General features: G+C 37.8%; 16 protein-coding genes. 8 read left to right on the plus strand and 8 right to left on the minus strand.

The window, feature by feature from the left end:
* Position 1 precedes the first annotated feature (1 nt).
* The 5 genes from CZ487_RS16400 to CZ487_RS16420 form a co-directional block, all read right to left on the minus strand.
* Entirely contained in the window at positions 2-568 is a 567-nt protein-coding gene (locus CZ487_RS16400) for a 4Fe-4S dicluster domain-containing protein (protein WP_077215355.1), read from the minus strand.
* Positions 565-828: a chaperone NapD gene (locus CZ487_RS16405; RefSeq protein WP_077215356.1), complete on the minus strand. Its 264-nt coding sequence runs from the start codon at positions 826-828 to the stop codon at positions 565-567. The genes CZ487_RS16400 and CZ487_RS16405 overlap by 4 nt, the downstream gene beginning before the upstream one ends.
* A gap of 80 nt (positions 829-908) precedes the next feature.
* On the minus strand, positions 909-1,331 hold the full coding sequence (locus tag CZ487_RS16410) for a nitrate reductase cytochrome c-type subunit (protein WP_077213353.1): 423 nt from the start codon (positions 1,329-1,331) through the stop codon (positions 909-911).
* 11 nt (positions 1,332-1,342) lie between these two features.
* The gene (napA, locus tag CZ487_RS16415; protein WP_077213354.1) at positions 1,343-3,883 is read right to left on the minus strand and encodes a nitrate reductase catalytic subunit NapA; all 2,541 of its coding nucleotides are present in this window, start codon (positions 3,881-3,883) and stop codon (positions 1,343-1,345) included.
* Between the two features lie 105 nt (positions 3,884-3,988).
* Positions 3,989-4,585, minus strand: a complete 597-nt coding sequence (locus tag CZ487_RS16420; RefSeq protein WP_077213355.1) for a 4Fe-4S dicluster domain-containing protein — start codon at positions 4,583-4,585, stop codon at positions 3,989-3,991.
* Positions 4,586-4,807: 222 nt separating this feature from the next.
* On the opposite strand from CZ487_RS16420, the gene CZ487_RS16425 reads away from it, so the two are divergent.
* Complete coding sequence (locus tag CZ487_RS16425) at positions 4,808-5,410, plus strand: SCO family protein (RefSeq protein ID WP_077213356.1); 603 nt, start codon at positions 4,808-4,810, stop codon at positions 5,408-5,410.
* 149 nt (positions 5,411-5,559) lie between these two features.
* Here CZ487_RS16425 and CZ487_RS27750 read toward each other — a convergent pair whose 3' ends face one another.
* Positions 5,560-5,694, minus strand: a complete 135-nt coding sequence (locus CZ487_RS27750; protein ID WP_272914207.1) for a hypothetical protein — start codon at positions 5,692-5,694, stop codon at positions 5,560-5,562.
* Positions 5,695-5,961: 267 nt separating this feature from the next.
* Between CZ487_RS27750 and CZ487_RS16430 the strand changes: the two genes are divergently transcribed.
* Positions 5,962-7,581 carry an ABC-F family ATP-binding cassette domain-containing protein gene (locus CZ487_RS16430; RefSeq protein ID WP_077213357.1) on the plus strand — a complete coding sequence of 540 codons (1,620 nt, stop codon included), beginning with the start codon at positions 5,962-5,964 and terminating at the stop codon, positions 7,579-7,581.
* Positions 7,582-7,627: 46 nt separating this feature from the next.
* On the opposite strand, the gene CZ487_RS26370 is transcribed toward CZ487_RS16430, so the two are convergent.
* Entirely contained in the window at positions 7,628-7,765 is a 138-nt protein-coding gene (locus CZ487_RS26370) for a YuzL family protein (RefSeq protein ID WP_139339585.1), read from the minus strand.
* Between the two features lie 107 nt (positions 7,766-7,872).
* On the opposite strand from CZ487_RS26370, the gene CZ487_RS16435 reads away from it, so the two are divergent.
* The 6 genes from CZ487_RS16435 (at position 7,873) to pflA (ending at position 13,698) form a co-directional block, all read left to right on the plus strand.
* Positions 7,873-8,115: a YkuS family protein gene (locus CZ487_RS16435; RefSeq protein ID WP_077213358.1), complete on the plus strand. Its 243-nt coding sequence runs from the start codon at positions 7,873-7,875 to the stop codon at positions 8,113-8,115.
* Between the two features lie 175 nt (positions 8,116-8,290).
* Complete coding sequence (modA, locus tag CZ487_RS16440; RefSeq protein WP_077213359.1) at positions 8,291-9,073, plus strand: molybdate ABC transporter substrate-binding protein; 783 nt, start codon at positions 8,291-8,293, stop codon at positions 9,071-9,073.
* Between the two features lie 3 nt (positions 9,074-9,076).
* A complete protein-coding gene (modB, locus tag CZ487_RS16445) occupies positions 9,077-9,730 on the plus strand; it encodes a molybdate ABC transporter permease subunit (protein ID WP_077213360.1) in 654 nt (217 codons plus the stop codon).
* Between the two features lie 112 nt (positions 9,731-9,842).
* Positions 9,843-10,295 carry a cupredoxin domain-containing protein gene (locus tag CZ487_RS16450; protein ID WP_077213361.1) on the plus strand — a complete coding sequence of 151 codons (453 nt, stop codon included), beginning with the start codon at positions 9,843-9,845 and terminating at the stop codon, positions 10,293-10,295.
* Positions 10,296-10,656: 361 nt separating this feature from the next.
* Positions 10,657-12,882, plus strand: a complete 2,226-nt coding sequence (gene pflB / locus CZ487_RS16455; RefSeq protein ID WP_077213362.1) for a formate C-acetyltransferase — start codon at positions 10,657-10,659, stop codon at positions 12,880-12,882.
* Positions 12,883-12,960: 78 nt separating this feature from the next.
* Positions 12,961-13,698: a pyruvate formate-lyase-activating protein gene (pflA, locus tag CZ487_RS16460; RefSeq protein ID WP_077213363.1), complete on the plus strand. Its 738-nt coding sequence runs from the start codon at positions 12,961-12,963 to the stop codon at positions 13,696-13,698.
* A gap of 44 nt (positions 13,699-13,742) precedes the next feature.
* On the opposite strand, the gene nadE is transcribed toward pflA, so the two are convergent.
* Positions 13,743-14,561, minus strand: a complete 819-nt coding sequence (gene nadE / locus CZ487_RS16465) for an ammonia-dependent NAD(+) synthetase (RefSeq protein WP_077213364.1) — start codon at positions 14,559-14,561, stop codon at positions 13,743-13,745.
* Positions 14,562-14,573: the final 12 nt, after the last annotated feature.

Raw genomic sequence — 14,573 nt, forward strand, 5'->3', positions numbered from 1 at the left:
ATTACATACTCCTTTCAAGCTGGACTTTGGTTGAAATATAAATTCCTTTCTCATCTGATATACAGTTTGTTACACATGCCCCACATCCATTGCAAAAGTTTTTATTAATTTCTGGTTTTCCGTTTACCAAAGTAATGGCACCTTGTACGGGACATGAATATACACAGTAATCACACATGACCTCTTTAAAGGTTAGGCAGGTGTTTTTATTTATAATTGCTAACCCGATTGGAGTTAATCCGGCGTGGTTCAAAGCACCAGTCGGACAGACATTTATACATTCGTTACAAAAAGTACAATGACTTTCATTTGGATTAATATAAGGTGTATTGAGTAGTTGTGCTCCATCTGAAAAAGAAAAAAGCTTGATCATGTTCTCAGGACAATGTTCTTTGCATAATCCGCATCTGCTGCAAGAGGTTAGAAAATCTAATTCACTATATGCACCAGGCGGTCGAAAAAAATCCCTCTCAACTTCAAACTGTGGAGCTAGTAAGTTGCCTAGAAAACCTACAGAAGCCTCAAAATTCATCGAAAAAAATTTCCTTCTATTTATCTTTTCAGTCATTGCCATCCATCCGCTTCTTTGCAAAGTGGATCATCTTCAAAATTGCTATAAACTAAACAAATGGTTAATACACCATCAACCTCTTTAAAGGTATCAGCAACTTTATAACTTCTGTCTACTGATTCAGCTTCAAGCGTGAGAATAATCTTTAGATCATCCTCTATATGATGGACTTCTACACCTTCTTTTTTTACAAGCTCATTAGCAGCAGCTAGTGCCTGACCAGGGATTGTTTCTATATAGATGCCTGATATAACCATTTGTGTCCCTACTTTCTTATTTGGATAGCCTGTTTTTATAAAAAAACAGGCTACTTGTTTAATAGAATTTAAAATATTATTCACTCTTCACTATTAAATGCCGTCTTTGTATCATTTTGTTGTCCATGACATTGAACACAGTTATCCCGAAAGATTGGATTATCAATGTTATTATCATAATAATGGTCCTCTGGTATCTCCCTTGCACCAGTCGTTTCTGGAGATGCATGGCAAGTTAAACAGCTTTCATGTCGAAGCTCAGGGTTCCAGCGATCAATATGGTCTGATGGCTGTAGAGGTGGTGCCCCCAACAGGACCATTGTTGCAGCATCTTCTCTCTCTTCAGAGGTTAACTGAGGAATTTCAACGATATCAGTAGCCTCGGCCGTTACACTATCATCACTGCTGGCACTCTCAGATCCGTTTCCTAATGCTGAGATGCCTATAGCAGCACCAATTACAAGTACAAAAGCGAATAGAAACATTAGCTCTTTCTTCATCATTCACACCTCCGTTATGCTTTGACGATTTTCACTGCACATTTTTTGTAATCAGGCTGTTTGGATATCGGACAATATGCGTCTAGTGTAACTAGATTAATTAAAGTTTCTTCGGCAAAGAACGGAACAAAAACTAAACCTTTTGGGGGGTTTCCTCTTCCCTTCGTGGTTGCCTTAACCTGCACTTCTCCACGGCGAGAAATAACTTTGACCATATCCCCCGTATTAATTCCCAAGATTTTAGCATCCTCTGGGTTAATTTCACAGAGAGCTTCTGGTACTGCACGATGAAGCTCAGGTACACGCCTTGTCATGGTACCGCTATGCCAATGTTCTAGCACGCGGCCTGTACAAAGCCATAATGGATACTCTTTATCAGGAATTTCTGCTGCATCTTCAAACGGGCGATAAAATACAGATGGACGATGATCTTCAGATTTATAAAAGTCTATATCTTTGTATTTTCCAACTTCACCGAACTCTTCTACCCCATATTGATCATAGCCATCCTCTTGTTTGCCGTGTACATATCTCCAGTTCGTCTCAACCCATTTTCCATCAACATTACGCACCGGCCAGCAAATTCCATGCTGCTTGAAATACTCCTCATATGGAGCCATTTGTTTTGCTTTCAATTTAAGCTTTTTGCCAAGTTCCTGAATTTCTTTGTTATCGCTTTCATGTGGATTTGAGAAAGCACGATATTCTTCCCAAAGAACTCCATTTACTTTATGTTGATCCACAATGAGATCATTTTTTTCGTAATCCCATATATTTCCAAATATCACATCAAATGCAGGTTTGTCTCCTATTTTCTTGCCATCTAATACTCGTTTTGCCACCTGAACAATTGCCCAAAGATCCCACTTTGCTTCTCCTGGCGGTTCCGTACATTTTTCAAAAATACTTGTCCTTCTCTCTGCATTTCCAAATTGTCCTTCCCTTTCAACCCACATTGCAGCTGGGAAGACTACATCAGCCATTTCGGTTGATCGTGTAGGGTATACTTCTGAAACAACAATAAAGCCATCAAGTACACCTTTTCCATTAGCGTCTTTTCCTCTGAAGCGATTTAATTTCGGCATCGTCTGACCCCAGTTGTTAGACATGCTCCATAAGAATTTTACGTTTCCGTTTCCTAACTCACGAAACATTTTCACAGTGTGATAACCTGGATTTTGGAGTGGTTCTAAATAGCCTTTAGGCAGGTTCCAAATCAATTCAGAATATCGTCTATGTTCAGGGTTAGCGGTCACCATGTCTGCAGGCAGCCTGTGAGAAAAGACTCCTACTTCCCTTGCAGTACCACAAGCACTAGGCTGACCGGTTAATGAGAATGGACCATTTCCTGGCTTACTAATCTTCCCTGTTAATAAATGAAGATTATATACCAGGTTATTAATCCATGTGCCGCGTGTGTGTTGATTCATCCCCATCGTCCATAAAGACATAATTTTTTTATTCGGATCTGCAAACTCTTTTGCCAGTGTTTCAATATCTGCCGCAGGTACCCCCGAGATCTCCTCTGCCTTCGCAAATGTATAAGTACTTACCTTTTGTTTATATTCATCAAACGAAATTTCCCAAGCTTTGTCAGCTGCTTTTCCTACGTCAGTAGCATCATAGCCATCTTCAATGGAGTGTCCTAAATTCTCTGTACCTGCTTTAAACTTCAGATGTGTATCAACAAACTTTTGATCATATAAGTTATTTTGTATTAAGTAATTGGCAATAGCGTTTGCAATAGCTAAATCTGATTGAGGTCTGAATTCAAGGACAAGGTCGGCTGTCTCTGATGTTCTTGATCTTCTGGTGGTTATGTCGTAATGTTTAACGTTTGGATTACTAAGTTTATGAGCTGTTAGCCTAGAGTATAGAACAGGATGCATTTCGGCCATGTTTGCTCCCCATGTTACAAATACATCAGCCTCGTCTAAATCTCTATAGGAGCCCATTGGTTCATCTGATTGGAAGGTGCTCATAAATCCTGTTACGGCACTTGCCATACAAAGTCTAGCATTTGGGTCAATATTGTTGCTGAGCAAACCTGCCTTCCAAAGCTTGACAGACGCATAGCCCTCCATGATTGTCTGTTGGCCTGACCCCCAGAACGCAATAGATTTGGGATCCTTATCGTAATTTTCTTTTAATTTGCTGGCTACTAAGTCTAGCGCTTCCTCCCAAGATGCCTCCCTAAAGCCCTCCATTGTTCCTTTTTTCGATTTATCTTCGCGAATAAGTGGTTTTGTTAAACGATCTTTGCCAAAGAGAATTTTTCCTACATAGAAACCTTTAATACAGTTTAATCCACGGCTTGAACGGTTATCCGGGTCGCCTTTTGTAGCAACTACTTTGCCATCTTTTACTCCAACTAGCACTCCACATCCTGTTCCACAAAAGCGGCATACAGTTGATTTCCATTCATCTGGCTCAACACTTTCCGAAGCTGTCGCAGTCGGTATTGAAGATTTTGAATCATCTTTCTTACAACCTGCAACCGCCATCGTCATTGAAATAGCCGTCGCTTTCAATAAGGATCTTCTCGTTAGTTCCATATCCTATTTTTCCTCCCTTTAAATAAAGGATTTCTTTTTAATTCTATTTAAAGTGACATCTCATCAAGAATGGAGGATGACCAGTTGTCACTAAAAACCAATGGGTTAAAAAAGTCCTTCTATAACACGGGGTTTTACTCTAATAGCAAGGGGATTATCTATGACACATCTTTGTTCGCAAATCCCGCATCCTACGCATTTTTCCTTATTAATAACTGGTGCAAAGATAGCATGAAGGTTATCATCGTGTTTCATATGTATATCTAATGTGATCGCCTCGTCTATTAATGGACACTCTCGGTAGCAAACTTCACAGCGCATTCCTTTGTATGCAATGCAAGCTTCCTCGTCAATTACAGCAGTTCCCATTTTCACATCGTATACAGTTGTTATTCCTGATAATGCTTCAGTTGGACATACTTCAACACAAGGAAAATCATGACACAGCATGCAAGGGCTGTCTCTAGCTTCAAGATAGGGAGTACCCAAGCCTAATCCATGTTTCTCAGTTCCCAATTTAATAGAATCGTAAGGGCATGCTTGAATGCATTTACCGCACCTTATACATAAGGCCATAAACTCGTCTTCATCAGCTGCACCCGGCGGCCTCAGTACAGATTTACTCCCGCCTTTCATCAGATTTAGGAGTTCATATGCTGCCATACCGCCGATAAGCCATTTCGCCAGCCCAATCCCCTTCATGTACCACACTCCTCAATATTTGAGTGATTACGATGATTACATGTTATTCTTTTCTGAATATTAAATTCTGTGATTTATTGCACGTTTTATTAACGTTCATAAATTTCACACAATCTCGTTTCTAAAGTGATAAAAACTTCTATGTTTTACAATAAGTTCACAATATGTCCATATGATTTTACTTGAATGTTTTATATCTTTATTAAAGAAGGAGGGTGCGAAATGAAAAAAATATATATAATTTGCGGTATCATCGTCATGGTCGGAATCGCTGCAGGGATTTCTTTCTTTGTTATAAGAGATATGACTTCAAAGATTCCCGATAATATTGACCTAGTAACGATGAATAATGAGGTATATGATTTTAGCAAGTCTGACAAAAAACTTAAAATGATAGAGTTTATGTATACTCATTGTCCTGATATTTGTCCTACAACCACACTAAAAATGAATATGTTAAAGAAAGATCTACAGAAAGCAGATGTATTCGGAAAAGAGATTCAATTTATTACCGTAACAATCGATCCATATCGTGACACTCCAGAGAAGTTACAGGAATATATGAAAAATTTTGAAGTTGAGGATGAAGGTAATTGGATTTTTCTAACCGGTGATCAAAATAATATTAAAGAAGATATAAAAGAAATAGAAGAATTAGCCGGTACATTTCAATTTCAATTCCGTGACCCCGGTGATGGATTCTATGTACACTCAACATTTGTTTACTTAATTGACGAGAATAATCAATATATTAAGAAATACCCTATGGGGGAAGGCTTTGATCGCGAAGAGGTTTACGCGAAGATCATGAAAGAAATTAACTAAATGTAAAAATAAAAAGCAAGCTAAGGTAGAATAAAACCTCGAATAGATACACTTTTTTAGTGTCCACTTTTCGGGGTTTCGTTCGTACACCTTTTGGCTTGCTTTTTATGATGATTTTCTTTCACAGGAAAATATCTATTTTCCATGTATTAATTAATATTGATGGAAAATTTATCTTGCTGCTTGAGGACAATCATCAGTTTCGATCTCGGTTTTGTAAGGCTAACTTTTACTCCTGACTTTTTTAATCGATCAACAAGATCGATTAACTGTTGTTTGGCCATGGTAAAAAACTCCTTTTAAAATATCCTGTTAATATCATTGTAGCGAATAAATATGAACAAATTATTAAAATTCCTTGTTTTAATAGAAAAATTGTGACAAACTTCAAAATTCTCAAAAGAAATTTTTGTTCCCTTCTCTATCTTAATTATTTAATTCTGTATAAAAAACAGATATCCTTTAACAATTTCCTTAATAAGAGGAATTTTTTCCTTCTTATTGTCGAAAATGGTATAATGTGAGATATTGCTTATTTTGGAGGATATTAAATGATTACAGTAACAGATGTCAGCTTACGATATGGAGATCGTAAACTTTTTGAAGATGTTAATATTAAATTTACGCCTGGTAACTGCTATGGCCTTATCGGCGCCAATGGTGCAGGAAAGTCAACTTTTTTAAAGATTTTATCAGGTGAAATTGAATCACAAACAGGCAGTGTACATTTAGGACCTGGTGAGCGCCTTGCAGTCCTTAAACAGAATCACTTCGAGTATGAAGAAGAAGAAGTATTGAAAGTAGTCATTATGGGACATGCAAGATTATACCAAGTCATGCAAGAAAAAGATGCTATTTATATGAAAGCCGATTTTACCGATGAAGACGGAATGAAAGCTGCCGAGCTTGAAGGTGAATTTGCGGAACTTAATGGCTGGGAAGCAGAATCAGAAGCAGCAATCCTTCTAAAGGGTTTAGGCATTGAAGAGGATCTTCATACAAAAAAGATGGCCGATATTTCCGGTTCGGAAAAAGTAAAAGTCCTTTTAGCACAAGCTTTATTTGGAAAGCCAGACGTTTTACTTCTGGACGAGCCAACGAACCATTTGGATTTAAAAGCCATCCAATGGTTAGAAGAATTCCTAATTAATTTTGAGAACACAGTTATCGTGGTTTCCCATGACCGCCATTTCTTGAATAAAGTATGTACTCATATTGCGGATTTAGATTTTGGTAAAATTCAAATCTATGTTGGTAACTATGACTTCTGGTATGAATCCAGCCAATTGGCCCAAAGAATGGCTCAAGATGCTAATAAGAAAAAAGAAGAGAAGATTAAAGAATTGCAAAGCTTTATCGCACGTTTCAGTGCTAACGCATCGAAATCGAAACAAGCAACTTCAAGAAAGAAATTATTAGATAAAATAACTTTGGATGATATTCGCCCATCTTCCCGTAAATACCCTTACGTAGCCTTTACTCCAGAACGAGAAATTGGTAATGATTTATTACGTGTTGAAGGGATTACGAAAACAATCGATGGAGAAAAAGTTCTGGACAATATTAGCCTTACGATGAATAAGGACGATAAAATTGCACTTGTTGGTACAAACGAATTAGCGAAAACGACATTCTTCAAGATTCTAATGGGCGAAATGGAACCAGATAGCGGTACCTTTAAATGGGGTGTCACAACATCTCAAGCTTATTTTCCAAAAGACAACTCAAAGTACTTCGAAAATAGTGAGTTAAACCTAGTTGACTGGCTGCGACAGTTTTCTCCTAACGACCAAAGTGAAAGTTTCTTGCGGGGATTCTTAGGAAGAATGCTCTTTTCTGGTGAAGAAGTGCTGAAAAAAGCAAGTGTTCTTTCTGGAGGCGAAAAAGTACGCTGTATGCTGTCGAAAATGATGCTAAGCGGTGCTAACGTGTTACTCCTTGATGAACCTACAAACCACTTGGATCTCGAATCAATCACTGCTTTAAATAATGGACTTATTAACTATAAGGGTTCGTTAATTTTCTCATCTCATGACCATCAATTTATTGAAACAATTGCTAATCGTATCATTGAGTTTACTCCTAAAGGAATGATTGATAAGCAAATGAGTTATGATGAGTATTTAGAAAATGAAGAACTTCAAAAAGAAATCCAGGAAATGTATAAATAATATTCAAAAACGAGAGAGTCTCAAAGGAGGCTCTCTCGTTTTTGAATCATACATCACGTTTTTTCGTCTTTTTTCTAGCTGATGAGACACTTTTTCCATCAATTTCAACATTAGTTGTACCCTGTCCTTCAACTTGTGAAGAGTTTAAGCCAATTGTTGAAGGATCTGCTTTTCTTTTTTTCACTTTATCAGCACCTCCATCCTTACTTTTACATAATTGTCTCGTTTTTATTCAATCGCATATTTTTGTAAAAAAAACACATTCTATTCTATGGAGGAGGTGTAAAAGTTATGGCGAAAATTGGTGTAGAACAATCTCTGAAAAATGTTCAGCAAGCACTTCGGGAAAAAGGCTTTGATGTGGTAGAATTAAGCCAAGAATTAGATGCAAACGGATGCGATTGCTGTGTTATTACAGGACTAGATTCAAATGTAATGGGAATGCAGGACACAGTCATTTCTGGTCCCGTCATAGAGGCAAATGGATTGTCTGCTGATGAGGTATGTCAGCGAGTGGAGCAAAATTTACAATAATATCCTACTAAGACTAAAGATATTTCTTTAGTCTTTTCTTTTTCCTCTCACAAATTTCTCTTATGTTCTATCATCATTTTGTAATCTAATTTACTAAAAATGATTTTATCTATTTTTAACTGCCATTTTCCGTTATAATTCCTAATATGCAACAACCTTTTGGAGGCATGACAGAATGAAATACATAAGCTTAAAAATCTCCCTGCTGCTTATCCTTGCTTTCCTAGCAGGCTGCAGCAATGATTCACCCCAGGACAGTAATGAAGAGATCACTTTAACCGTATCGGCAGCAGCAAGTCTCAACGAAGCCCTTACGGAAATTAAAGCCATTTATGAGGAAGAAAATGACAGTGTTGAATTAGTATTGAATTTTGGCGGCTCTGGTTCCCTTCAACAGCAAATAAAACAAGGTGCTCCTGTGGATATCTTTATCTCTGCCGCTGAACAACCATTTGCAGAATTAGTCTCCAATGACTTAATCGATCAATCTAACCAAACGGAGCTAATTGGAAATAGCCTCGTTCTAATTGCGCCAATGGATTCTAATCTAGCAGCTATTGAAGAATTAACGAAGAGTTCAGTAAAGAAAGTAGCCGTAGGCACAACAGATACTGTCCCAGCAGGTCATTATGCGAAGCAGTCTTTACTCTCAATAGACCAGTGGGAGTCGATTAGCAAAAAAACGGTATTTACGAAGGATGTTAGACAAGTGCTTACTTACGTTGAAACAGGCAATGTGGATGCTGGTTTTGTTTATAAAACGGATGCCCAAGCATCTGAGAAAGTGAAAATCGTTACGGAACTTGCTGACGATTCTCATGATCCAATCGTTTACCCCGCCGGAGTTGTAAAGGCATCTAAAAATCATGAACACGCCGTGCTTTTTTATCATTATCTTCAAACGAATAATGTACAGAAGATATTTGAAAAATATGGCTTTCGCGTATGGAAAAGATAGTATATGAATGAACATTTCTGGTCTCCTGTGAAACTATCAATTGAAGTAGCATCCATATCCTTAGTAATTGTTTTATTTACAGGAATACTATTAGCAAGACTCATGTACCGCAAGAATTTTAAAGGGAAAATCGCTGTCGAAACTGCTATGTTACTTCCCCTTGTTTTACCCCCAACTGTTGTTGGGTTTTTATTAATTGTTATTTTTGGAGTTAATAGTCCTGTAGGAAGATTGATTGACACCATCTTCGGACAGCCTATTATGTTTACCTGGTGGGCGGCAGTACTTGCTTCGACTGTTGTAGCCTTTCCCCTAATGTATCAATCCTGTGTCACCGGATTTAAATCGGTTGATAAAGGGATTGAAGAAGCTGCTAGAGTCGATGGTGCGTCAGAATGGAAAGTCTTTCTTTTTATTACCTTACCTCTGGCTTATAAATCAATTATTTCAGGAGGAATTTTAAGCTTTGCTCGTGCACTTGGTGAATTTGGTGCAACACTGATGTTCGCTGGCAACTTGCCTGGCAAAACACAAACCATGCCTATGGCCATTTATGTTGCATTAGAATCGGGCAATACTGGCTTAGCATGGATGTGGGTAATCATCACAATTGTCATCTCCTTTGGAATGCTCCTAGTTTCCACTTTAATCAAGTAACCGTCACACCATCAGGAGTGGCGGTTTTTTTTGTGAAAAATTTTTAACAATAAGACAAGTATCCCCTTCTTCCTCGCATATGTTAGTAGTGAAAACTTAGGGGGTGAAAGGTTTGCATATTTATATTTTAAAGAAGCGATCATTTTTTATTTTTTTCCTCATCTTTGTCTCTGTCATTTCAGCATCCATTTTGTTCTATGTAAATTCTAAAGCAGTAACAACTTTTAATCAGTCAGAAAAAGGACATGCACGTGAAATTCATCTAGTTACAGGAGAATTTAAAGCTAAAACTGAAGATGGTCAAGAAATTGAGGCATATCGGTGGGATCCTGGAACGATATTTATTAACAAAAATGAAAAAGTAATTCTAAGAATTTATGGAGTAAACGGTAGAGAGCATCCATTCATTATTGAAGGAACGAAAATTGAAGGCGTTGTTAAACAAGGTGAAGAATCCGTAGTGGAGGTTCAATTCAACAAAGAAGGTATTTATCGTTTAGTTTGCTTAACACATCCTGATAAACATAGTAACGGTCCTATGATAGCCTATATAGTGGTAGATTAAACAATGCGGGAGGTGATTCCCTCCCTCCCCTACCTCATTTATCCCTCAAAACATTTTACCAGTATTTGTATTCAAGATTTTTACAAATATCGATCAACTCTTCAATCATTTCTCACGTTACAATAATGCTAACGTTCTATCACCTTAAATTCATCTATAACAGTTTGGAATAACATTCCAATCGTTATAGTACAGATTTTTAATTTTCATTAGCAACTTTTGGACAAGAACTCTTCTTAAACCACTGTTCATAATAAATTCACAAACTATGTGATCACTTTCACAATATACCTGTTATACTTCAAATATAGTTAAAACAACTCACTGTTATAAAAAAATACACATTCAGAGGTGTTTATACATGGAACAATGGAATGGATTTTCTAACGGAACTTGGCAGAAAGAAGTAAACGTTCGCGATTTTATACTAAAGAACTTCACTCCATATAAAGGCAATGATACTTTCTTACAAGGGCCATCTGAAGCTACATCAGATTTATGGAAGCAAGTAATGGAATTAACAAAGCAGGAACGTGAAAAAGGCGGCGTTCTTGATATGGATACTGAAATTGTTTCAACGATCACTTCACATGGACCTGGTTATCTAAATCAAGACTTAGAGAAAGTTGTCGGTGTACAAACAGACCAGCCATTCAAGCGTTCCCTGCAGCCATTTGGCGGAGTTAGAATGGCTGCGCAGGCTTGTGAATCTTATGGCTATGAAATGAACAAGGATGTTGAAAAAGTCTTTACGGACTTCCGTAAAACTCATAACCAAGGTGTATTTGATGCCTATACCGATGAAATGCGGCTTGCTCGTAAAGTAGGAATTATCACAGGTCTTCCAGATGCATATGGCCGTGGTCGTATCATCGGTGACTATCGCCGCGTTGCCCTTTATGGTGTAGACTTCCTTATTAAAGAAAAGCAAAAAGATTTCGCTAACACTTCATCTGTCATGTCAGAAGATGTGATTAGATTGCGTGAAGAAATGTCAGAACAGTATCGTGCTCTCCTAGAGTTAAAAGAATTAGCAAAAAGCTATGGTTTCGATATTTCAAAACCTGCTTCTAACGCTAAGGAAGCTTTCCAATGGTTATACTTTGGTTACTTAGCTGCAGTAAAAGAACAAAACGGTGCAGCGATGAGTTTAGGCAGAGTGTCAACTTTTTTAGATATCTATATTGAAAGAGATCTAGAAAATGGAGTTCTAACAGAGCAAGAAGCACAGGAGCTTGTGGACCATTTTGTCATGAAACTCCGTCTAGTAAAATTTGCACGAACACCTGATTATAATGAATTATTCAGCGGTGATCCTACTTGGGTAACTGAATCACTTGGCGGTATGGCTCTTGATGGACGCCCATTAGTGACAAAGAACTCTTTCCGCTTCTTGCATACACTAGATAATCTCGGACCAGCTCCTGAGCCAAACTTAACAGTGCTATGGTCTAAACAGCTACCTGAAGGTTTTAAAGACTATTGTGCAAAAATGTCGATTAAAACCAGCTCTATTCAATACGAAAATGACGATATCATGAGACCTGAATATGGGGATGATTACGGGATCGCTTGCTGTGTGTCAGCCATGAAGATTGGGAAGCAAATGCAGTTCTTTGGTGCTCGTGCAAACCTTGCAAAAGCTCTTCTTTATGCTATTAACGGAAACAAGGATGAAAAGAAAAATGTTCAAGTAGGTCCTGCTTACTCCCCTATTACTTCAGATGTTTTAAATTATGATGAAGTGATGAAGAAATTTGACAGCACGATGGAATGGTTGGCGGGTCTTTATATTAATACATTAAACATCATACATTACATGCATGATAAATATGCATATGAAAGAATTGAAATGGCTTTACATGATACAGAAATCGTTCGTACAATGGCAACGGGAATTGCTGGTTTAAGTGTTGTTGCTGACTCATTAAGTGCGATTAAATATGGAAATGTTAAAGTAATTCGCGATGAAAATGGTTTAGCTGTTGATTTTGAGGTCGAGGGTGACTACCCTAAGTATGGAAATAACGATGACCGTGTTGACAGCATTGCGGTAGAAATTGTTGAAATCTTTATGAAAAAACTTCGCAAGCATCAAACATACCGCAACTCTGTTCACACGATGTCAATCTTAACGATCACATCAAATGTCGTATACGGTAAAAAGACAGGTAACACACCTGATGGCCGCCGTGAGGGTGAACCATTTGCACCAGGCGCAAATCCAATGCATGGCCGTGACACAAAAGGTACACTAGCTTCCCTATCATCAGTCGCAAAGCTTCCATACAGCTACGCAATGGATGGGATCTCTAATACATTCTCCATTGTACCAAAAGCATTAGGAAAAGATGATGACAGCCGTATTAAAAACCTGGTAAGTATTCTAGATGGCTATGCTGTTAAACAAGGACACCACCTAAATGTTAACGTCTTTAATAGAGAAACTCTTTTAGATGCTATGGAGCATCCAGAAGAATATCCACAATTAACGATTCGTGTCTCTGGCTATGCTGTAAACTTTATAAAATTAACAAGAGAACAGCAACTAGATGTTATTAACCGTACCTTCCACGCTACAATGTAACGAGCAAAAAAAATTGTATTTATAAAGATGGGGAGTTCCTGCCTGCTCCCCTTTCTTCATTCGAAAGGAGTTTTCATCATGAACGGAAATATTCATTCTATTGAAACATTTGGAACAGTTGACGGTCCTGGAATCCGTTACGTTATTTTTACTCAAGGTTGTCTCTTACGCTGCCAATTTTGTCATAATGCGGATACTTGGGAGATTGGAACTGGTAAACAAATGTCTGTTTCCGAAATCATCGATGATCTTAAATCATATCTCCCTTTCATCGAGGCATCTGGCGGTGGAATTACTGTAAGCGGAGGCGAACCTCTTCTGCAAATTCCTTTTCTAATCGAGTTATTTAAAGAATGTAAAAAGCTTGGGATTCATACCACCATTGACTCATCTGGCGGATGCTATTCACATGCAGAACAATTCCAGCAAAATCTAAAGGAATTATTAAAGTATACAGATCTTATACTTTTGGATTTAAAACATATTGACCGAAAAAAGCATATTAAATTAACAGGAATGGCAAATGATCATATACTGGAATTTGCTCAATTCTTATCAAGTCAAAATGTGCCAATATGGGTCCGCCATGTTCTAGTACCAACCATTTCCGATGAAGAACAAGACTTGAGAAGACTTGGTGACTTTATCGGTACTCTTACAAATATTGAAAAAATTGAGGTTCTTCCATATCATAAATTAGGTGTATACAAGTGGGAAGCACTTGGACTAGATTACCCTCTTAAAGATATCGAACCACCAAGCGATGAAAAGGTTGAACTAGCTTATAAACACTTAACAGCAAAGGTGACTCTCTAGAGAGTCACCTTTTTTGCGCAAAGCTGCCTTTTATATGGGATCGGCTATTTCCACCACTCATCAAACATAGTAGCAGGTAATTGTCGTTTGTGCTCTGAAAGTAAATAGCGTTTTTCAATCTTTTCTGCGACATTAGGCGGCACTTTCTTTCCCTCTAAATAGTCATCCAACTCTTCATAAGTAATCCCTAATTCTGTTTCATCAGCCTGCCCAGGAGTATGGTCTAATAAATCAGCAGTTGGAACTTTTAAATAAAGTCTTTCTTCTGCCTTTAATTCCTTCAACAGCGCCTTTCCTTGTCGTTTTGTTAGTCCAGAGAGCGGGAGAATATCTGCCCCGCCATCTCCATATTTTGTATAAAACCCAGTAACTGCTTCAGCAGCATGGTCAGTTCCTACCACGAGCAGCTGTTCTTGACCACCGATTGCATATTGCGCTATCATCCTCATGCGGGCCTTAACATTCCCCTTATGATAATCTTTTAATGGCTCCCCATGTATCATATCAAATTCCTTTTTTAACGCATCAACAGAATCCTTGATATTGAAAACATACTCTTCATCGGGCTTTATAAATTTTAGTGCTCTCCTTGCATCATCTTCATCTAGCTGAATGCCATATGGAAGACGAACTGCGCAAAATTTTGCTTCATATCCTTCACTTCTTAACTCTTCAACTGCTAGCTGCACAAGTCTTCCCGCTAAAGATGAATCCTGTCCGCCGCTTATTCCTAAGACAAACCCCTTTGCTTTTGTTTTCCTAAGATAATTCTTTAAAAACTCAATCCGACTTCTAATTTCTTCTTTAGGATCTATGTTAGCTTTAATATTTAAATCTTTCATGATTTTTTCCTGTACATTCATAACAGTCAACCC

Source organism: Robertmurraya dakarensis (assembly GCF_900156875.1).
Classification (GTDB): Bacteria; Bacillota; Bacilli; order Bacillales; family Cytobacillaceae; genus Robertmurraya; species Robertmurraya dakarensis.